Annotated in this window: 18 protein-coding genes; 15 read left to right on the forward strand and 3 right to left on the reverse strand. The window is 38.9% G+C overall.

All coding sequences use genetic code 11. The annotated features are described in order from the left end of the window. From Q0465_RS13470 to Q0465_RS13485, 4 genes are all read left to right on the forward strand, one after another. Nucleotides 1-663 (forward strand): hypothetical protein (locus Q0465_RS13470; protein ID WP_298616887.1); only part of this gene is annotated, 663 nt, incomplete at its 5' end. A 23-nt stretch (nt 664-686) separates the two neighbouring features. Next, nucleotides 687-1,388, forward strand: coding sequence for an OmpA family protein (locus tag Q0465_RS13475; RefSeq protein ID WP_298616888.1), 702 nt, complete (start codon nt 687-689; stop codon nt 1,386-1,388). Nucleotides 1,389-1,391: 3 nt separating this feature from the next. Then, nucleotides 1,392-2,012 (forward strand): DapH/DapD/GlmU-related protein, encoded by a 621-nt coding sequence (locus Q0465_RS13480; protein WP_298616889.1) that lies wholly within the window; start codon nt 1,392-1,394, stop codon nt 2,010-2,012. A 24-nt stretch (nt 2,013-2,036) separates the two neighbouring features. Then, entirely contained in the window at nt 2,037-2,960 is a 924-nt protein-coding gene (locus Q0465_RS13485) for a glycosyltransferase (protein WP_298616890.1), read from the forward strand. Here Q0465_RS13485 and Q0465_RS13490 read toward each other — a convergent pair. Further along, nucleotides 2,957-3,943 (reverse strand): glycosyltransferase, encoded by a 987-nt coding sequence (locus Q0465_RS13490; protein WP_298616891.1) that lies wholly within the window; start codon nt 3,941-3,943, stop codon nt 2,957-2,959. The two genes, Q0465_RS13485 and Q0465_RS13490, sit on opposite strands and share 4 nt — an antisense overlap. A 65-nt stretch (nt 3,944-4,008) precedes the next feature. Between Q0465_RS13490 and Q0465_RS13495 the strand changes: the two genes are divergently transcribed. Further along, the gene (locus Q0465_RS13495; protein ID WP_298616892.1) at nt 4,009-5,001 is read left to right on the forward strand and encodes a glycosyltransferase; all 993 of its coding nucleotides are present in this window, start codon (nt 4,009-4,011) and stop codon (nt 4,999-5,001) included. On the opposite strand, the gene Q0465_RS13500 is transcribed toward Q0465_RS13495, so the two are convergent. Next, a complete protein-coding gene (locus tag Q0465_RS13500) occupies nt 4,978-6,516 on the reverse strand; it encodes a sugar transporter (RefSeq protein WP_298616893.1) in 1,539 nt (512 codons plus the stop codon). The genes Q0465_RS13495 and Q0465_RS13500 overlap by 24 nt on opposite strands. 72 nt (nt 6,517-6,588) lie before the next feature. Between Q0465_RS13500 and Q0465_RS13505 the strand changes: the two genes are divergently transcribed. Both Q0465_RS13505 and Q0465_RS13510 read left to right on the forward strand, forming a co-directional pair. Then, nucleotides 6,589-7,719, forward strand: a complete 1,131-nt coding sequence (locus tag Q0465_RS13505) for a glycosyltransferase family 1 protein (protein WP_298616894.1) — start codon at nt 6,589-6,591, stop codon at nt 7,717-7,719. Nucleotides 7,720-7,781: 62 nt separating this feature from the next. Next, the gene (locus Q0465_RS13510; RefSeq protein WP_298616922.1) at nt 7,782-8,717 is read left to right on the forward strand and encodes an acyltransferase; all 936 of its coding nucleotides are present in this window, start codon (nt 7,782-7,784) and stop codon (nt 8,715-8,717) included. 42 nt (nt 8,718-8,759) lie between these two features. Here Q0465_RS13510 and Q0465_RS13515 read toward each other — a convergent pair whose 3' ends face one another. Next, complete coding sequence (locus Q0465_RS13515; protein ID WP_298616895.1) at nt 8,760-10,190, reverse strand: hypothetical protein; 1,431 nt, start codon at nt 10,188-10,190, stop codon at nt 8,760-8,762. Nucleotides 10,191-10,394: 204 nt separating this feature from the next. Between Q0465_RS13515 and Q0465_RS13520 the strand changes: the two genes are divergently transcribed. From Q0465_RS13520 to Q0465_RS13555, 8 genes are all read left to right on the forward strand, one after another. Beyond that, nucleotides 10,395-11,543 (forward strand): glycosyltransferase family 4 protein, encoded by a 1,149-nt coding sequence (locus Q0465_RS13520; RefSeq protein ID WP_298616896.1) that lies wholly within the window; start codon nt 10,395-10,397, stop codon nt 11,541-11,543. Nucleotides 11,544-11,599: 56 nt separating this feature from the next. Continuing rightward, complete coding sequence (locus tag Q0465_RS13525) at nt 11,600-12,448, forward strand: glycosyltransferase family 2 protein (RefSeq protein WP_298616897.1); 849 nt, start codon at nt 11,600-11,602, stop codon at nt 12,446-12,448. 72 nt (nt 12,449-12,520) lie between these two features. Then, on the forward strand, nt 12,521-13,630 hold the full coding sequence (locus Q0465_RS13530) for an endonuclease/exonuclease/phosphatase family protein (protein WP_298616898.1): 1,110 nt from the start codon (nt 12,521-12,523) through the stop codon (nt 13,628-13,630). 118 nt (nt 13,631-13,748) lie between these two features. After that, nucleotides 13,749-15,932: an LruC domain-containing protein gene (locus tag Q0465_RS13535; RefSeq protein ID WP_298616899.1), complete on the forward strand. Its 2,184-nt coding sequence runs from the start codon at nt 13,749-13,751 to the stop codon at nt 15,930-15,932. A 115-nt stretch (nt 15,933-16,047) separates the two neighbouring features. Then, on the forward strand, nt 16,048-17,130 hold the full coding sequence (locus tag Q0465_RS13540; RefSeq protein WP_298616900.1) for an endonuclease/exonuclease/phosphatase family protein: 1,083 nt from the start codon (nt 16,048-16,050) through the stop codon (nt 17,128-17,130). Between the two features lie 10 nt (nt 17,131-17,140). Next, complete coding sequence (locus Q0465_RS13545; RefSeq protein WP_298616901.1) at nt 17,141-18,337, forward strand: glycosyltransferase family 2 protein; 1,197 nt, start codon at nt 17,141-17,143, stop codon at nt 18,335-18,337. A 183-nt stretch (nt 18,338-18,520) separates the two neighbouring features. Further along, nucleotides 18,521-20,893: a PAS domain-containing protein gene (locus Q0465_RS13550; protein ID WP_298616902.1), complete on the forward strand. Its 2,373-nt coding sequence runs from the start codon at nt 18,521-18,523 to the stop codon at nt 20,891-20,893. Between the two features lie 8 nt (nt 20,894-20,901). Beyond that, nucleotides 20,902-22,377, forward strand: coding sequence for a hypothetical protein (locus tag Q0465_RS13555; RefSeq protein WP_298616903.1), 1,476 nt, complete (start codon nt 20,902-20,904; stop codon nt 22,375-22,377). Nucleotides 22,378-22,473 lie beyond the last annotated feature (96 nt).

A 22,473-nucleotide genomic window follows, 5' to 3' on the forward strand; every position in this document is an offset into this window, starting at 1 on the left:
AAGCAAGCCCAATACCTCAGTATTACACAGGAAGAAAACCGGCGCCTTTACGAACAATTGCAACAACTGCTGCAAAGCAGTCAAACGACAAACGAAAACCTTGAAATTTTACTGGATAAAGGTATCCGTTATGCAGAAAATAAAGTCAATGACGGATCTCCTGCACCGGTAATGAAAGAAATCCTCAACCAACTGATTGCTATAAAAGAAAACATTCACAAAGCTGGTCCTGTGCTGAATCCCGACGGAACAGTACAGGCAACGGAATTGTTCCAGGACAAAGCCCTGTACGATCTGGCCCGTAACACTTCCCAAATCATGCAAAAGCAAGCCCAATACCTCAGTATTACACAGGAAGAAAACCGGCGCCTTTACGAACGCCTTGAAACCTTGTTGCTTGCTACAGAAGCTACAAACAAAAATCTTGAAACTTTACTGGAAAGGGGCATTAACCGCAGTAATAAAAAAATCACTGCTCAAGTAGATGAACTTTCTCAATTGGTGAAAAACACAGGTGAACAAGTTACGGTACAAATCAAACAAATGAATGAAAAACGCGAAAGGGATACAAAGGAACTGATCCTGTTCACTCAAACCTTGCAACACATTATTAAAAAACTGAACCAAAGTCATAACGCTCTTTATAAATCTCCGGAAGAGTAATGAACATTTAAAACTTATAAGTGATGAACTTTTTTCAAACCAACGAAGAATCCCCCTGGGCAATTGTCGCCGGCGTCGTATTTGTTCTGATGCTTATTTTCTTATTTATCTCCGTGGGCTATATGACCAATGCTATCCAGGATAAAAACAAAGTAACAACAGTCGCTACCGATTATAAAAAAGTCCAGATAGAACTGACAAACGATCTGCGGGAAGAATTTTCCAGTAATCTTAAAGAATGGAATGCCACAATTGATCCTTCCTCTCTCTCCATCCGTTTCGAATACCCTGAAATTCTCTTCAAGGTAGGTAGCGCCGACCTTAATGATCATTTTAAGATTATCCTCAATAATTTTTTCCCCCGCTTTCTTCAAATCCTGAACGATCCCAAATACAAGAATGACATTGAAGAAATTCGCATCGAAGGGCATACTTCCAGTGAATGGGAGGGTGAAACTTCTCTGCGGAAAGCGTATTTTTACAATATGGAACTATCCCAGAACCGTACGCGGAATGTATTAGAATATCTGCTCTCAAATATACAGGACGAAGATTTGTTTACCTGGACTAAAAATCATTTAACGGCTAATGGGCTTTCTTCCAGCAAGCCCATTCTCACCTCCAATGGAGAGGAAGACAAAGTCCGCTCACGCCGGGTAGAATTCCGGATCAAAACGAATGCTGAGAAACAGATCATCAAAATCATTGAACAAACCCAACTGTAAACGATGTTTGCTTGTTTAAAAGAAAAAATTAAAAGGAATCCCCGTTTAAAACGCTTTATCCACGGGCTATTGATACATCCTGTAAAAACACGTCCGCGACGCTGGCTTCGGTGGGTCCGTCCTCTCTATATTCAACGCGGAAAAGGTTCTGTCTTGTACCGAAATGCCCGGAAAGACCTCGTTCCTTTCAACCAGTTCAGCCTGGGTGCCTATTCGGTAATGGAAAGTTACTCTACGGTCAACAACATGGTAGGAGACATTTATATCGGTCATCATAGCCGCATTGGCATAGGTAATACGATCATCGGTCCCGTTCATATCGGAAATTACGTCAATTTGGCCCAGGGAATAGTCGTCTCCGGCCTGAACCATAACTATCAGGAAATACAGCAAACGATCATCTCTCAGGGAGTAACAATATCGCCCGTTACGATTAAAGACGATGTCTGGATCGGAGCCAATGCTGTTGTTCTGGCAGGAGTTACTATCGGCCGGCATTCTATTGTGGCTGCCGGAAGTATCGTCACCCACGATGTTCCCCCCTATTGTATCGTGGCAGGTAATCCCGCCCGTCCGATCAAACATTATGATCAACAACAGCAAAAATGGATAAAATCCTATTAATATACACAAACAAGGACCGGTTTTATGGAATCTATTTTAGTTAGCGTTATTATCCCTGTCTACAATACAGCCTCTTATATTCGGGAAACACTGGAGTGTATCTGTGCTCAAACGCTTCGGGAAATTGAAATCATTGCTATTGACGACGGCTCTACGGACAACAGCCTGGAAATTATCCGGGAACAGGCGAACAAAGACCCCCGCATCAAAGTCTACCACCAAAACATAAATCAGGGCCCTTCCGGCTCCCGTAACCGGGGTGTACAGGAATCCCAGGGCAAATACATCTACTTTATGGACAGCGACGATCTGCTGGCTCCAAAGGCTTTGGAAACCTGTTACCAAAAATGCACCCAGGAAAATCTCGATTTTGTCTTTTTCGATGCCATTTGTATCAATACCCACAATAAATATACCGGACAAAGTTATACCCACCAGGCTTATCCGGGCCCTCAAACCCAAAGTGGAATCAATTGGCTCACATATCAGCTTGATACCTCTACTCTTCGCGTCCCCGTGTGGTTGAACTTTATCCGGCACGATTACCTCAAACAATTGAACCTCTCTTTTTTCCCGGGAATCATACACGAAGACCAATTGTACACCCTTCTATTATATCTCAACGCCTCTAAAGTAAGCTATATTCCTCAAATATTTCCCCAACACAGGCTTAGAGATACTTCTATTATGGGACAGCAATTTACATGGAAGAATATAGAAGGTTATTTCACCACTTTTCAACAGATATCCTGTTACAGAAAAAACAAATCCCCGGAGATACAAACTATCCTTGACAAATATTTCCGTATGACGCTCAACGCTGTTATCTGGCAGGCCAGAACTTTACTTTCAAAAGAAAAATTCCGCATCTTCCGCATTTGTATCAAAGAAGGCTATCTAAAATACCTGAAACCCAAATACCTGGCCGTAATGTTTCTCAAACATTAGTTCTTACGCATCTTCCTGCGATAAATATAATACAATTGCGGGGGTATGATCATCATCAGCCACACTCCCGGAAGTGACATGCTCCAATAATGGCGTTCGTTTACGACCTGCCGGTAATTCGACCGGAGATAACGAAGGATATATATCCACAGCCGTCTGCAATCCTGAATACCTGTCTCTGTAATCCGGCCCAGCATCATCACATGATAAAAGATCGTCTGCCTTTTGGCTAAATATAGTAAATCCGGAAACAAACGGGCCGTTATGTTCTCTATACGGTAAGTGCGGTATAACGTATCCCGCAGATATTTTTTCAGGTTTCTCCGATAAAGCATCCGGCATTCGGACGCTTCCCTTACATAATATGTATAAAGCCCCTTATCTACGAATACGGTAGAAGTTGCCGCTATAAATACCCGGTGATTAAACAAGAAATCCTCATCACTCCGTCCTATTTCAAAACGAATATTGCAATTATTTAAAAATTCTCTCCGGTATATCTTTGTCCATACATAAATATCCATTTTCTCACGGCTCAGGAATTCCCGCATACCTTCAAAACGGTTCCATTGATACCGTTGCCCTGAATGAGAAGCATGCGTCAGCTTACCCGATGCTTCTTTCACTTGATACGAACAGGCTGATACATCTGTTTTACCCGCGGTCGCCTGTTCAATAAGTATTTTAAAAATCTCCGGCGCCAGCATATCGTCATTATCACAAAAACCGATATACTCACCTTCTGCCCGTTCAATTCCCCGGTTACGGGCTCCGGCCTGCCCTTGGTTGGATTGATGAATGACCTGTATACGCTTCTCTCGTGCTGACAGACGGTCGCATATATCCGGAGAAGAATCCGATGAACCATCATCCACCAATATCACCTCATAGTCCGTAAACTCTTGAGCCAATACGGAACTGACACAATCTTCCAGATATTTTTCCGCATTATAAACCGGAATGACAATACTTAACAACGGCATATTTTCATTTTAAGGCAAAATTAATAATTTATAAGTATATTCGCAGAAAAATAAACAGACGAATTATGAATTCTCCTTTGCTAAGTATTATCATTCCCGTATACAATGTCGGACCTTATATAAAAAAGTGTCTGGACAGCGTATTGGCTCAAACTTTCCAAAATTTTGAGGTCATACTGATAGATGACGGTTCCACAGATGATTCCGGCAAAATATGCGATCAATATACGGCTTTAGACAGCCGCTTTAAAGTTATTCACAAACCTAACGGAGGAGTAAGCAGTGCCCGGAATGCCGGCTTGGATATATGTGCCGGAAAATATATAGCCATGTTAGACCCGGATGATTCCCTTGCACCCGATAGTTATGAAAATGTAAACGATCTGGAAACACATCCCGATATTGATATACTCCAATTTCCGTATTTTAATTGTTATCCGGACGGGAAAACGGAAAAACTCGAAGTACCCTCCCGCCTCATACAAGGGAAAGATCAAATTTTATTGAATTGGTGGTCTGGCAGTATCCTTCATTTTTCTAATCTGGATAAAATTTTTCGCCGATCTGTTTTCGAAGGATTGCGTTACCGAACAGGGCATCTTTCCGAAGATACTTATTTAATTGCCGATTTTGTTGAAAAATGTAATACCGTCTTTATTTCGGAAAAAGGGGGATATTTTGTGCTGATACGCAATAATTCACAATCTTCTTCCTATGATTTTAGCAAACATATTGACCTTTTTGAAGCCCATTTACACAATTATGCAAAGATAAGCGAATACTCCCTTTTAAAACCCGTGCGGGTAAAAGCCTTTTCCCGTTTGTTCCGGCGACTGATCTCCGCCCATCTCTCCGCGCCAGAAGCAGATGTCCGTCCTTATCTGAAACAGGTAAACAACTATGTACCTCGCTGGCAGGACATTTTTACCGGTAACAACAAATCTCTTTTCCCTTGGATAGTAACCTTAAAAATTCTGGGAGTAAACGTTTTCTTCCGCTTATTCTCCTGGTATCTCACTAAAAAAATGCATGGATTACCGTCCCCTCAAACGAAGTAATACACGGGAAACAAAATACCGGAATCCATTCGTGAAGGAATAAAATAACCCTCCCAGCAAACCGCTAATCAGCAGGACGATAATAGCAGAATACATTATCCAGCTGCCATATCCCCGATAAGGATCCACAGGAATATACCGGATCAGATAAGCGCAAATACCCCATCCCGCACCAATCAATCCTATGTAACGGACGATTTCTTTCCAATACCCTTTCACTCTATCTTTAAATCCCCAATGATACAGCAGATAAGGTTTCCATAATCCCACAATCATAAACATACTGACAACACTTCCCAACAGTACTCCTTCCAATCCCCAGAAAGAACCGCATACTACAGATATGGAAATGCTCAATACGGTTTCAACAACCGGGGCCCAGACATCTTTAAACAAACCGTAAGCAAACAAAAACTGATCGTTCGTCCCACGCGTCTGCATGATAAACATATTTCCCAAAATGATCACTATTACCGCCTTGTTCAGCACATACTCCTTTCCAACCCACAATACAATAAACGGTTCAATTAAATGGAAAATAGAAAAAACCAGTACCCCCGCAATAAAATAATTCAAAGCCGTTAATTCCCAAAATACCTTCCGGATCCGCTTCTGATCCCCTTCTGCAACCAAACTGCCGACCCCGGCCCCCGTACTGCCTAAAATATTTTTAATCAGCAAAGCTACTTTATCTACGATTAAAGCATAATTGCCGTAAAAAGCAACGACCTGCAACGACACGAAACTATAAATCAGCAAAGGTTTGATCTGAAATTGTACAAGCGATCCAATTTTATGCACAAATAATTGTTTGGAATAAGTCATAATCAATGGATACTGCTTACGTAATAATTTCCCGTTTTTCACTTCAGAACGAAGCCAGGGATATACCTGATGAATCCTCCGGTTCAGCACAATGCTATAAATAATTCCAAAACACAGTTCAATAACTACCCACAAATAATAATTTCCGGTGTAATAAGCCAGCATAATCTGTACCAGCGTCTTTAACAGATTAGTAGTCTGAAAACAAGCCGTCACAACATAATTCCGCTGATCAGCTCCTAATAATGTCTGCTTATAATTTGCAAAATAACCGATTAGGGAAGAAGTTAAGAAGGTATAAAAAGCGAAAAAAATTAACGGCAGCGGGAAACCTGTTTTAGCAAAAATCAAAGGTAAAAAACAGGATAATAGTATCCCCCCTCCTAAAATCAACAAACCCACCATGCGATAAAAATATCCGAACACCGAAATAATTTCGTTGATTTTTTCTTTATCATTGTCAAATAAAGGTTTGTACAACACTGTTCCGATAGCTGCACCAATTCCTAATTCCGCTAAATTCAGAAAATCCAGTAAGTTCGCAAGGGTTCCGGTCAATCCCACAAAATCATCTCCCAGACAGTTTAAAAATATCTTCCGCGAAAAGAAGGATAAAAATAAAGTAATAAAGTAAAATATTAAATTTACTTTTGCATTTACGATACTTTTATGGACCCGTGATTCTACCATCAATTTTAAATAAATTGAACAAAAGTATAAAAACAGTTTGATTTAAAGAATAAATATTCCATTTCTCCTAAAATGAAAGCACTTTTTCTGATTTTCCATGATTTCGATCCTGCAAATGGGATCAGTAAAAAGATACAGGCACAGGTCCGGGCACTGAAAGCCAACGGCCTGGAAACCCATCTTTGTTATCTTCAGGAAAATGCTTCCGGGAAGCGCCGGATAGCAAACGATCAGGTAATTGCAGATTATGGCAGGGCCTTTTACGGAAAAATCAGGAAAAGGCTGGAATACCATTCCGTTGTCAATTATGCTATCAGCCATCAGATAGACATCGTCTATATGCGCTCAAATCACAATGCGAATCCGTTTACCATTGGAATGCTTCGTCAGATGAAAAAAGCAGGTATACAGATTGTAATGGAAATACCGACCTATCCCTATGATCAGGAATATATCACCCCTTTTATGAAAGCGGAACGATTCATCGACCGTTGTTTCCGCAAAAAATTAGCTCATCTGCTGAATGCCATCGTCACTTTTTCCGACTACAAAATTATATTCGGAGTACCGACCATACAGATTTCCAATGGCATCGACTTTTCGGAAATACCCGTAAAGAAACAGGTCAACAATACCGACCGGGAACTTCACCTCATCGGAGTGGCCGAAATTCATTACTGGCACGGATACGACCGTCTTATCCGGGGGTTAGCCGAATATTACACCACTCCTCAAACCTACAAGGTATATTTTCATATCGTAGGAGATCTCAGCGGACAACGCGAACGCGATGAACTTCTGCCCGTTATTGCGGAGAATCATCTGGAATCTTATGTAATTTTTCACGGGAAACAACATGGAGAAGCCCTCGAACAATTATTTGAACAATGTGATTTTGGAATCGGCAGTCTGGGCCGTCACCGTTCCGGTATTCATAAAATAAAGACCCTTAAAAACAGGGAATATGCTGCCCGCGGCATTCCTTTCATCTATTCCGAAACAGATGAAGATTTTGAAAAAATGCCCTATATCCTGAAAGTACCCGAAGACGAATCTTCCATTGATATAGCAAAAATCATCCGCTTCTATCCCACTGTCCACCTGTCTCCTCAGGAAATCCGGAATACGGTTCGTCATCTTTCTTGGGAAGAACAAATGAAATTAGTTCTGGAAAAAATTCCTGCACCTATATCTACCAAGTAAGTTTCCCCAAATTTGACAAATCTATGGAAAATACAGATTCTTCAAGATTAGCAATATCTTTTATGCGCTTTTTCGCTACTATACTCATAACAAATGCCCATTTAGGGCCGCTCTACCCTCCTTCCCTTCAACTTTTATCCACTGGCGGAGCTCTGGGCAACTCACTGTTTTTCTTTTCATCCGGATATGCCCTCTATTTAAGCAACAGAGAAAAAGGATTTTATTATTGGATTACCAGAAGATATACCAGAATATATCCCAGTTTATGGATATTTATAGCCTTTTGTTCTTTATTAGGAATAAGCCATTATAGTCTAATAGATTATATTATTCCACCTTATTGGTTCCTGCAAGCCATTCTCTTATTTTATATTCTGTTCTTTTTTACTTTAAAATATTTTTCTCATTCTCTTTTATATGTCTGTCTGTTTTTTCTACTCCCTTTTTTAATCACCTACTTTGCTACACCTCATTCTGACTGGATTATAGAAAATATCTCGGACAATTACTTTTTACACTGGTATTTCTATTATATCATCATGCTTTTGGGTGCCATTACAGCATCAAAACGATTGATTACAGGCAATGTAAAATTAATTTTACTGTTCTTGTTTATTATTCTGGCTATATATTACGGATTAAAAATCCAAATACTCCACACACAGTCACCTGTATATAATTTACAACTGCTATTACCCATATTTTTAAGCTTATTCTCCTTATATATGTTCAAACTTTGCAGTTACTTTGCCAAACATACTCATCAGGTAAAAATCATCAAAGTAATTTCTTTTATATCTGAATTAACCTTAGATATTTATATTGTACAATTCATTATAATGGGATATTTTTCTAAATTCCGGTTTCCTACCGGATTCTTATTGTCGATTATTGGTATAATTTCTTGCGCTTACATTTTACATCTGGCATCAGAACACCTCACAAAAATGCTACGCAGGATATTTCTTTATAAAAAACAAACATCCCTTCACCGGTAAAATTTCAGTGAAAGATAAAAATACAGAAAGAACCACAAATAGTCAATTAATTCGTTTCAATAAAGCCTCTTTCTGAGGAGATTCTTTTAACATTGCCACAAAATAATGAGCATCCCGACGGGTAATATCCGTCGGATTCTTTTCATATTGCTCAACAAAATGTGTAGCATGCTCGAGCAGCCATTTACTGCAATTTATATTCACCATTGTCCCTTCCCCGTATTCTCCCCAGGATAATCCTTTTACTGCATCATCAACAGATACTGCAAGTATATCTGTTTTAGCCAGTCCCTCTATATTTAACGTTACTGAAGGATAATAAAAATATTCTCCTGCCGGTAAATCAATCTTTAACTTAAAGCTATTTTTATTCAGAATCTCTTTTTCAATTCTTCCATGTATGCGGTAATAATTGTATTCATAATATTCTTCTAGGCTCGTAAACCACATCGAATCCTCTCCGTCTTTTCCATAATTATCATTCAGCCATAAAAAGAATTCTATCCAGTCCGTACCCGTACCGTGTACTCCTACACAAACAGCTTCCCGTTCCTCCTGCTTTAATTGCAACTGCGATTCAATAAATTTCTTTGTATAATCTATATCTGAAAACATCCGGTTTATCAATTGTCCCTGTAGATCATTTTCTACTTTAAAAGGAAATAATTTTACCGTTTGAGCCTGAGCCGTCATCAGTTGAATCGGAGTATACCGCTGAGCCGCCATAACATAAGTTTTATTCCCATTCGGTTCTGCCAACATTTTACATCCACGTCCAGCCAAATATTTGAGTATACTATCCTGAGAACAGGTATAGTGCAATACAATAGAATCTACGTTTTCCACATTAGTCGTATTTACATCATGAAAAGCTATTCCTGTCCCGTAATTTACCATATCCACCACATCATCCCAAATTAGTCCTGACTTCATATAAAAACGATAATTATTGGTCGCTCCCCCAAAAGACACTCCGCACTCCGCATTCATAAAATTCCATTCCGGAGCCAATGTCGTTGTAAAATTGAACCTTACCTCGTTTCCAGCCCCATCTGTTGAGCCCAGTGTTTTTCCCAGATAATACACATCCGGAGGAAGATCATTGTACAAATAATGCCGGACGTCGTAGTAATATTTCTCCGTTAGGGGACGCCCGTTTATCGCCGCCCAGGTATAACAATAAGCAGCATGTTTACAATCATCCTGTGTCAAAGTAAACAACCACGATTTATTATATTTAAGTGGTGGTATTTCGACTTTCAACTGTTCCAGATCCACATTCTCTCTGGTCTGTATCGTAATCTCAGCAGTTACTCCATTGGTTTCCCGGGAAAAAGGATAGATATAAAGCGGCTCTTTTAATACTCCCGGATCCGGTCCCTTATACAAACCAGCATGTTTTAAACAAGAACACAGCAATAAAACAATACAGACAAGGTAGAAAATACGACAATATGCCACACAAAATTTCATACTTCTTTATTTATTGAAAAAATTTTTTGAAAAATATTACTATTATTTTATCGCTGCAAAAATAACTAACATTTTCAATATTCAAACTGTTTTTTCCCCTTTGTATAGTTCCTTTTCCCTGTGAATTTGCTCTGTCAAAATAATTCTTTACATGGTTTTAAATATTTCATAAATAGTTATATTTGCAACAGAAGTTATTATTTTATGAAAATCAAAATAGCCTACTGTATTCCCGGTCTTTATTATCCCAGTGGAATGGAAAGAGTGCTCTCTCTTAAAGCTAATTACTTAGCCGGCCAAGAGGATAAATACGAAATTTATATCATTCTCACCGAAGGCAGAAATACCCCGCCTTATTATCCATTAGCACCGGAAATACATCTGATCCAGCTAGGCATTAATTTCGACGATCTATATTCGGTTTCACCTGTAAAGAAAATTACGGGTTATTTTCAAAAACAGAAACGGTTTCGCCGTCAGTTGACAGCGTGCTTAAAACAGATAAAACCCGACATCACCATTTCCTTGCTTCGCCGGGACATCAATTTTATTAATAAAATTGATGACGGAAGTGTCAAATTGGGAGAAATTCATTTCAGCCGTGCAAATTACCGCGATTTTAAAAATTACCGCCTTCCTGCTTTTGTGCAAAACGGTATAGCCAAATACTGGATGGGACAATTAATACGGGAACTTAAAAAACTCCGTCGTTTTATTGTCCTCAGCGAAGAAGACAAAGCAAAATGGCCGGAACTCAACAATGTTTCAGTCATTTATAATCCCTTATCTTTTTTTCCAGAAAATACGTCTGTTTGCGAAAATAAAAAAGTGATTGCCGTAGGGAGATATGTACCCCAGAAAGGTTTCGACCTGTTGATTGATAGTTGGAAAATCGTATCGGAAAAACACCCGGATTGGACTCTTTCTATATATGGGGACGGGATGCGGGAAGAACTACAGGCACAAATTGACCGCCTAAACCTGCAAAATACATGTAAATTAGAACATTCTGTCTCCAATATTACTGAAAAATACATAGAAAGTTCTCTGTTTGTATTGAGTTCCCGTTACGAAGGTTTTGGTATGGTAATCATTGAGGCTATGGCTTGCGGTCTCCCTCCAGTATCTTTCAGTTGTCCTTGTGGTCCACGGGATATCATCGAAGATGGTATAGACGGATTACTCGTTGAAAACGGAAATATTGAAAAATTAGCCGAAAAAATCTGTTACCTTATCGAACACGATAAGATACGCAAACGCATGGGACAAACGGCCCGCAAGCATGTGGAACGTTTTAAAATGGAAAACATCGGACAGCAGTGGGAAAAATTATTCGAAGATGTTTTAAAATAGAAAATGTTTGTATGTTCTTACGCTAAGGTGTTTACAAACTTTAAAAATGAATGCTTATGACCTGGTATAAAAAATATCTCTCTGTTTACGAAAAACCCTTTCATGAGGCTTCTCAAACGATTATCAGTCAGGTAAAAGAGAATATTCGGCACCTTCAAAGTGATCAGCCCCTGGTTTCTGTGGTCGTGATTGCTTATAACGAAGAAAAACACTTGTTGGCCAATCTTTGGTCCCTGAGTGACAGCCGATGCAAATATCCTTTGGAAATTATAGGAGTCGATAACGATTCTTCCGATAGAACTGCTGAAATATTTCAAGCTACCGGTGTGCCTTTCTACACTGAACATCAACATAGTTGTGGCTATGCCCGCCGCTGCGGCCTGTCACATGCCCGGGGAAAATACTATATCTGCATTGACTCCGACACCCTGTATCCCCCCCAATACGTGGAAACGTTAGTAAATCAGCTTGAAAAACCCGGTATTGTGGCCGTCTCTTCTCTTTGGAGCTATATTCCGGATCAACAGCATCCCTGGTTAGGAGTCAAACTGTACGAATTGCTTCGGGATATCCATCTATACCTTCAATCAATCAAACGACCGGAACTCAGTGTACGCGGCCTGGTATTCGCTTATAACACTGAATACGGGCGAAAAGTAGGCTACCGGGTAGATATCATCCGGGGAGAAGATGGATCCATGGCTCTAGGTCTGAAAAAATACGGAAAAATCTGTTTTGTCCGTAAACGTAAAGCCCGCGCTGTAACAGGATATAATACGGTAGGACAAGACGGCTCTTTTTTCAATAGTTTTAAAATCCGGGTAATAAAAAATATAAAAAATATCGGAAATCTTTTTACCCGGAAAACAGAATATAAAGATGAAGACTCTAATCTGATAAAATAATAGAAATAAATCCGTTTTTTCCCGAATATTCCTAATTTTGCAAGCAATTAATCCCCAAAACGTATTATAAAAATGGCTGCACTCAGGTTTTTCTTTTATTTGCTGATGAAACCGGCAGCTTTGGGGTTTGCTCTTTTAGGATTAGTAGGATTACTGGCTCCTTTTACCGACCCGAATAAATGGTGGGTACCGGCTTTTTCAGGCTTATTTATGCCCCTGCTGTTAGTGGGAAATTTTCTCCTTTTTCTTTTCTGGATTTTTCAAAAAAAATGGTGGGCTTTGTTACCCTTATTAACCATCCTTCTGAATTATAATTTTTTTAAGGCCATGTTTCAATCCCCCTGGAAAGATTTACCGGAAATTTCCCGAGGGAAACAGATTACAGTTGCCAGTTATAACGTCGAAGGTTTCTATTATATTGCACGAAATCCTCAATATAATATAAAACAGTTTGTAAAAGACAATCACATCGATATTCTTTGTATACAGGAACATTGTGAAGAAGCAGATTTAGATACAAATTATATAAAGACCAGGTTAGGACTTCCTTACCGCCGGGTATTTTTTAACCGTCAGACGGATTGGGCAAATTTTGGAATCAGTATATACAGCCGTTATCCCATTATCCGAGACGGAAAAATTGATTTCAATTCCGAAAAGAATTCCAGTATGTGGACGGATATAAAAATTCAAAATGATACGATCCGGGTTTTCAATAATCATCTGCAAACAACTGATGTAAATATAAACCGGGAAAAATATGAAAAATATAAAAGTGTCAAAAATTGGAAAGGCCAGGCCCGGACATTGGTAAAATTATTAGGGCAATTAAAAGAAAATTTTCAAATCCGTGCAGAACAAGCCAGGCAGGTACGGGAAATCATAGATATCACCCCTTATCCGGTTATTGTTTGCGGAGACTTTAACGATACTCCCATCTCATTTGCCTATAATCATATTAAAGGAAACCATTTATTGGATGGTTTTCAAAATTGCGGGAAAGGTTACGGACATACATTTAATGGTATCAAAGGTCTTTTACGGATTGATTTCGTAGCTTACGACACCTTATTTAAAGGTATAAGTTATGAATCTCCTCATTTGCCCTGGAGTGACCATAATCCGATTCTTATGAAATTATCTCTAAGCAGTGCTCCTTCCCCGGACCGGACACCTGAATAAAGAATCTAGTGTATTCAGCAGACATCTGATAACCAAGAGTTGTCATTCCTCAAAAAATGTTATACTTTTGTCCCTAGTTAGGAAAGAGAGCAGTATTTGTAAATTTAATAATTAGTAGATGACATCTTTTATCCGACCGGTAATTTTTATTCTAGGTTTTATCCTTATTTTCAGCAGTTGTCACAAAGATACTTACGACCCGGAAGCTTTGGGCCGGGATTATTTTATTCAAAACATTCCGGATAATTTTGACTGGTCAACGACAACTTCGGTTGCCGTAGAAATTACACCTTACGATCTGTACAACGGACAATACCCTTATACAATCGAAATTTTCGATAAAAATCCACTTTTAGATCCGGCAGCAGCTCTCTGTGCAATAGGATGGGGTACTGCTTCTAAACCTTTAATAAAAAATATTACGGTTCCCCGTACACAAACTATTTTATATATCCGGCAGACGAGCCCTGGAGGACGAAAAAGTATAAAAGAGGCCGCAATCGAACAAGGACAACTGAATTGTAGTTTTGCTCCCGTAGCCCAGACCAACATATCCAATCAAAAGCTTACCTCCTTCAATCCCCCTTTACAGGAACTGACTGTAGATATTCCGGAAGGTGTTATTGAAATCAGCGGAACCCAGCAAAATACCAATCTTTCTCCAGGGAAAAATTATATTATCCGGACGAGCTATACCGGAAAAATTACGTTTCCCGGCTATGGAGCAGGGTGTTCATTGTACATTACGGGGACATGGAATAATACAAGCGAACTGACAATATTGGAAAGGAATGAAAAGATTTATGTTTTGGAATCCGGGAAACTACTTGCACAAACGCCTTGCAGACTTCAGTTTAATGCCCCTGATGCTCCTTTGTATATTGCCCCAGGAGGCCAGTTAGGAGAGGAAGAGAAACTTTTCATTACACTTCAGTTCCAGAATAACGGTATCCTTCAAAATGAAGGAACCCTCTATTGCGACAAAATTACTTCGGAAAGAAGGGGCATGAAAATTCTCAATAAAGGGAAATGCTACGCAAACCTCTTAAAAAGCGGAGATTCTTATGAATTTACGAACGAATGTTATACCAATATCAAACAAGTGAACATGCCTTCCGGTTCTGTGCTCAATATTGCCCCTGAATGTTCCTTTACAAGCGAGGAAATCAGTATAGTGAATTCTCACATTAATATGGATTTTTCAGCCATGTTACAAACAGAAATCCTGCGTACGGCCAATGAGGGACAAAATAATTTTCAGGGAACAGGGGAAAAAGGAGAATATGCTTTGGTTCAAATAGGAGAATTAATTTGCCCGGACAACCATAAGCCGACTGTTATCTTTCACAAAAATATTATTGTGGATTGTAAAACATATCCTCAAAATTCCCATTCCTATAAAATATTGGGAATAATGCAGGATCCGGACAGCGGCCCTATTATAGAAATCAAACCCAGTGAATGTAGCCAGGGAAACGATTATACACCAGAAAAACCGGTAAAACCGGAATTCCCCCAAAAAATAGTTTTTGACTCCCCCTATACTTTTGCTTCTGAAGATAATTTTCCCAGCCCGGGCGATTTCGATTTGAATGATTTAGTTGTCAGTCTGGACTCTATGACTTATTATTACATAAAAAACGAAGAAGAGAATGCTGTCAGTAAAATGACTTTACACCTGACTATCAGAGCTGTAGGAGCAGCTCGTCAATTGGGAGCCGCTATCCAGTTTGATCAATTGGAAGTAAATGATATTCAAAGCGTTTCCTATTCCAAAGACGTACCGCTATCCATTTTCCAAAGAAACGGAAATGGTACGGAAAATAATCCGGGTTCCACAGTCGTTCCTCTCTTTGACAATGCCCATCAAATGCTGGGATCGAATAATACGTCCCTTATAATCAATACGATTAGTAATTATCCCCAATGGATAAATGACGCTACGCCCGACTCTTTTGAGGTATCCATAGAGTTCAGCTCCCCGGTAGACGTAAAAGACATCGAATTAAAAAAATTAAACTATTTTGTCATTGTCGGGACCAGAAGGAAAAATCGAATAGAAATTCATTTACCTACCTATAAACATTCAGGTTTAAGCGGCACTCCGGCACAGCAGCAAGTGGTAACCGACAACTATATGTGGACAATTCAAATTCCGGGAATTTTCCTTTATCCGCATGAATGGGAAAAAATAACCCTTGCTTACCCGCATTTTGAATCCTGGGTACAGAGTAACCGGGAACAGGACGAGGATTGGTATCTTTCTCCAAATACAAATTACTTATATAAAAAACGTTCCTGAAGGCAAATCAAAATAAGATTATGATTTCAACAATATTGAAAAATAATAAAAACAGTATGATAAAAACCGGAAATGCTTATTGATTTCCGGTAAACTTTTAGCAGAAAAATCTGGTATGGCAGCTCTCAGATATTTTTTTTCCCTTTTTATGATACTCGTCACCTGGTTAGCAAGTATAGGCAGTGGACTGGCCTTTCTGGCAGCTTATATTCCTCCGGAAAAATCCGGGCTAATCGCCTTTGCAGGCTTGGGGATGCCTGCTATTTTGTTTCTTAACTTCCTGATTCTGCTGTATTGGGCAATACAAAAAAGGAAATGGGCTTTCCTCCCGGCTATTGCTATTTTATGGAATATCTCTTTCCTGTTATCAATTTTTCAATTCCATTCCTCCAAAACGGCTTCCCCGGATAGTACTTCTTTTCGGATAGCCACATATAATGTACTAAATTTCAAGGATTTCAGTAAACAAAACAGCCAACTCCCCATAGCAGATTATCTTTCCGAACATTCTGTAGGTATCGTCTGTTTCCAGGAATATTGGAACAATCCTAAATTACCAAACGATTCTTTAAGTAAGCTCTTGCATTTACCCTTCTTTACAGTAAAATATCTGCCGGGATCTCCGAATACGGGATCTGCCATATTCAGTAAATATCCGATTATCAATTCCGGACAAATTCCTTTGGGAGTTACTCAAAACGATGCTATGTGGGCCGATATACAAATCGGAACGCAAACCATCCGGGTTATCAACTGTCATTTGCAAACAACGGATTTTAGTCAGAAAAGAAAGGAATTAAGTCCCACTGAGCTATACAATAATAACCTAAGCCAAATTAATAATAACTTTCGGGATGTTTTGTCTACATTCCGAAAAAATTTTAAAATACGGGCGCAACAAGCAGATATTGTGCGACACGTGATCGATACGACTTCTTATCCGGTCATTGTATGCGGAGATTTTAATGATACTCCTGCTTCTTACACTTATCATCACATCAAAGGCAGGCTTTCTGACGGTTTCCGGAAATGTGGCAATGGATATGGTTACACATTCCGGGGCTTACGAAATTTACTCCGGATTGATTTTATTCTTTATTCCTCTTCCTTTTATGGTCTGCAATATCAGTCTCCGAATTTACCCTGGAGTGATCATAAACCCGTAATGATGGAACTGGAATTAAAACCGACTTATTAAACGACCTGATATGTATCTTACTCCTACACTTGAAATTTTATTCTGGATCTGTATATTCCTGGTTTTCTATACTTTTATCGGTTATGGGATAATTCTCTATTTTCTGGTTAAACTAAAAGAAGCTTTCGCCCCGGCTCCTATCCGGTACGAACCCGGGGAATGGCCTGAAATCACTTTATTTATTGCTGCCTATAATGAAGAAGCCATTGTAGATGCAAAAATGGAAAATTGTTTCCAACTGAATTATCCTCCGCAGAAATTAAAAATTCTCTGGATCACAGATGGAAGTAACGACAAAACAAATGAGAAATTAGGCCGGTATCCAGAAGTTTCTGTACATTACATTCCCCAGAGAAAAGGAAAAACCGCTGCCCTTAACCGGGGCATTCAATTCGTAGAAACTCCGTTTGTTATCTATACGGACGCCAACACCATGCTCAATAAAGAAGCAATACACGAAATTATAAAAGAATTTTCGGATCCCCGTGTCGGCTGTGTGGCGGGAGAAAAAAGAATAGCCGTAGACAATAAAGACCAGGCAGCAGCAGGGGGGGAAGGGTTTTATTGGACATATGAATCCAAACTGAAAGAATGGGATTCCCGTTTATACAGTGCCGTCGGGGCCGCAGGCGAACTTTTTGCGATACGGACTTCTCTGTTTGAACCCTTACCGGAGGACACTTTACTGGATGATTTTATTCTATCGATGCGAATTGCCCAAAAAGGATATAAAATTGCTTATTGCAAGTCCGCTTATGCCTTGGAAAAAGGATCTGCCGATATTAAAAATGAAGAGAAAAGAAAAGTACGTATTGCTGCCGGAGGCCTTCAATCCATAAAAAGGCTGGGAAATTTACTTATCCCCAATCCTTTTCATTTGGGCCTGTTGCGTTTTCAATACATTTCCCACAGGGTTCTGCGCTGGTCTATAACTCCGATAGCACTTTTCCTCCTGCCTTTTCTCAATATTATATTAGTATGGCTTAACCCGCAGCTTATATACATTCTCCTGCTGGCATTTCAAATATTATTTTATCTGCTGGCAGTATGCGGTGCTTTAGTACAACGAAAAAAGATCAAAATAAAAATCTTATTTATTCCTTACTATTTTCTTTTTATGAATGCAAATGTCCTGAAAGCTTTCTTTTCGTTCCATAAATACAAAGGGAAAGGTACCTGGGAAAAAGCCCAACGGATACAAGAATAAAAGGTCATCAACCCCTAAATGAAAAGAACGAATAACAACCTCTGCTGACAGAGTGTTTATATTCCGGATAATACATTTATAATCAATTTCATATATTTTATTTCTGTCGCCGGATGAAATAATTTTCTTCCATTTCATTTTACAATGAATTATTCTATCTTTGCCTCAAAACAATATATATATATGCAATCTTATGAGCAGTATTCCCGTCAGGAACTATTAGAAAGGATCAGGGAATTAGAAGATACGATTGAACGAATCTCACAAACAGATCTGAAAAAAAAAGATTGTCCTGGCTCTTTTAGTAACAACAGTCCTTCTTCTCTGAAAGAAAATATACATGCTTATAAGAAAGAGAACAGTTATCATATTCTGGATGCTCTTCCCGATATGTTATCTATACTGGATCAGCAAGGTAATTATATCGATTTAGTATCTTCCGAAAATACAGTACATGTCGGAGGATCTTCAAGGGATATGATTGGGAAAAATATACGGGAAATACTCCCTCCGGACGCCTATTCCATCGTCAAATCGAATTTAGACCATTCGGTTATGACCCAATCCCCTTCTGTTTCGCATCATACATTAAAAATAGATAACGAAAATCATTTTTTCGAAAACCGTATGCTTCCTTTGGAAGATCACAATGTGCTTTGTATTTGCCGTGATATCACAGAGGCTGTCAAAACACAGGATGAATTACAAATGGTAAAATCGGCTATCAATAATTCTGTAGAAGAAATCTATGCTTCCACCATTGAAGGGAATCTCATCTTTGCAAACAGTCAGTTCCGCAAACATTATTCAATTCAGGGAGAACCTCATGCTTATAAAATCTACGACATTTATCCGGATAGCAATAAAAACCAATGGGAAAGGTTTATCTCCCAACTCAAACGACTTAAACGTCCGTTAACTTACCATACGACGCATACAAACAAAGAGAACAAAACCGTCTGCTTAGAAATTACTACTTATATCATTGAAAATCTGACAGGAGAAGAAATTGTATGGACCTTTGCCCATGATATCTCCGAAAGCAAACAGCAACAGAAAAAAATAAGGGAACTGAATTATATTATGGACACTATCCTCAATAATGTCCCCGTTTACCTGTTCGTAAAAGATACAGGCAATGAATTCCGTTATTTATACTGGAATAAAGCTTTCGAAGAGCATTCCCATATTCCGGCAGAAAAGGTACTCGGAAGAACGGATGAAGAAATTTTTCCCAATAAAGAAGATGCGCTAAAATTCAAAAAAGACGATCTGCGGCTTTTAAACGAAGGCCAAAAAATTGAATTCCAGGAAGAATATAGTTCCGCCTCCGGGGAGAAAAGAATTGTCAATACGATTAAGACGCTGGTCCCCTCTGAAGATAAACCCCCTTTAATCATCGGTATTTCCTGGGATATCACAGACTTAAAAAATACGGAAAAAGAATTAATTGAAGCCCGGATTAAAGCAGAAGAATCAGACAAATTAAAATCCGCTTTTTTGGCCAATATGAGCCATGAAATCCGTACTCCTTTAAACGCCATCGTCGGTTTTTCCAAATTAATTGCCGAAACGGACGAAACGGATGACAAACAACAATACTACGATATTATCGATAAAAATACAGACTTATTATTGCAATTGATCAATGACATACTCGATTTATCAAAAATCGAGGCAGGAACATTGGAATTTGTTCAGAAACCGGTTGATTTAAGAGAATTATGCCTGGGCCTTTACGATATACATAAACCGAGAACCCCACAAAATGTACAACTGATATATGACGATTCTTTTTCCAATATTGTCACGATCAGCGATAAAAACCGTCTGGCTCAGGTGCTTTCCAATTTACTGACAAATGCCCAGAAGTTTACCCACAAAGGAGAAATACATTTTGGTTTTGAAGAAAAGACAAATGAAATTGAATTTTATGTCAAAGACACCGGAATTGGAATTGCACCCAAAAATATTCAGAATATCTTCAACCGTTTTATCAAACTCAATACCTTCGCTCAGGGAAGCGGTTTGGGATTAGCGATATGCCAGATGATCATTGAGAACCTGGGGGGCCGTATCTGGGTGGAATCTACAGAAGGGGAAGGATCGGTTTTCCGTTTTGTTATCCCTTACCAACAGCAGAAAGAAAAAGAAGAAAAACAGGAAAAAGAGCTTCTTACAAAACCTAAATATTCAGCTAAAGATCAGAAAACCATATTAGTAGCCGAGGATGTCGACAGTAATTATTTATTGTTGCAGGCATTAATCGGAAAAAAATATCAGTTAATCCGGGCCACAAATGGATACGAAGCCATAGCAAAGTTTCAAAGCCATTCCCCTTCGCTGATACTCATGGATATCAAAATGCCGGATATGGATGGTCTGGAGGCAACCCGCCGGATCCGGCAACAATCGGTTGATATTCCTATTATCGCTCTGACAGCATTTGCTTTTGAATCCGATAAAAACGAAGCACTAAAGGCGGGTTGTAACGATTTCCTAACAAAACCCTTATCTGCTGAAAGTTTGAAACAGGTTTTAGAAAAATACAACTGATATTCTATATGAAGAAAATCTTTTTGTTATTATGCCTCTGGAATCTTCTGTTTTCAGTTCAGGCACAACTTTCAAAAACAACAATACCAGAGATTTTACAACTTAAAGTCACGGATACCCGGTCTCATCCTTTATTTGGGGTATATGTAGTAAATAAAAACAAAAGTTATTTATTGACGACAACGGATATCGACGGAGAATGCATTCTCCATACTTCTTTAATAGCACTTTCGGACTCTATTCAGTTTCAGGGAATGGGGTATAAAACTGAAACCTATACCCTGGCCGACCTGCAACAAACTGGAAAAATTGTCCTGGAATCCCTGCATTATGAACTGGAAGAAACTGTAATTCAAGGTATCTCTACGGAGGAACTTTTGGAAAAAGTAAGTTCAAAACTAAAAAAACTCTCCCGGAATACTCCCCCTTATTGCCATTTTTACGGAAAAGCCCAATATGAAAAAATAACGGAGTACCGGGATTCAGCAGTTGAATACAGACGGGAATATGGTTATTACTTTACTTCCGGCGATATACAGCCGAAAAATAACTGGGATGAGAAATTCAAATCCTATTTTGTGCCGGCCTACAGCGCCAGAAGTTATAATCTCACCAATGACGGTACAGATACTTTATCCACCATGTATATTACAACCGAAGGCATACGGTTTGATGCCGGAACCCGTAAAATTTTTACTTTACTCCGGACTATCCAATTGTACGGCCCCCTCTTTTCAGGCACAGACTGTTATGAGTTCACACCTGTGGATTCTGATAGTCTGGATTATGTATATACATTCAGGACAAAAACGACAGCTTATCCGGAACAAACTAAAATATCCTGTAAAGGGACGTTGGTCATCGACTTTCACCGGCATATTCTCAAACAAATTTCTTTTGAATATATTGACTATCAATTGTACAGGCAAGTGTTACTTACTAATCAGCGAAAAGTAAGTTCTCCATTCTCGACAAAAGCTGAAATCCGGTTTGATTATGATGAACAAGGACATATTTATATCAAATCCTGTAAACAGGAAAGCCGCTGGAAATACGATTTAGGAGATAATTTTGTAATTATTGAACAACCTTCCCGTATGCATCCGGAGAAAGGAAATCTGCTCGAACAAGAAGCTTTTTATTGTTATAATTATCAAAACATACCCAAGCAATTCCGCAATCCCGGGGTAAACGTTAAAATCCATGTAACCCAACGTAATCCGGTCGGTATCTATGATTCCCTCCTTTTCGAAAAATTACCCCCTCTTTTGGATAGCCAAAAAGCCTTGAAAGACTTGGGCCGTTATTCAGATATTTACAGACAATACCGTGAAAATAGTAATAAAACTTATTATCCGGATAACTTTTTGAATGGTTTCAATGGATTTACCGGTGTAGGCAGAGATGACAGAGCGTTCAGAAATAACACACAGGCAGTACGCCAACAACTGTTTGAACTGTTCCCTCCACCCGTATACCCTTAAAAAGTTCCGCTCATTTTTCATTCTTTATAATTCTTTCATATTTATATCAAAATTTTAGCAACCTTCTCTATTTTTTATAAATTTGTATTACATAAA

Origin of the sequence: uncultured Odoribacter sp., from assembly GCF_937966165.1 — a bacterium.
GTDB lineage: Bacteria > Bacteroidota > Bacteroidia > Bacteroidales > Marinifilaceae > Culturomica.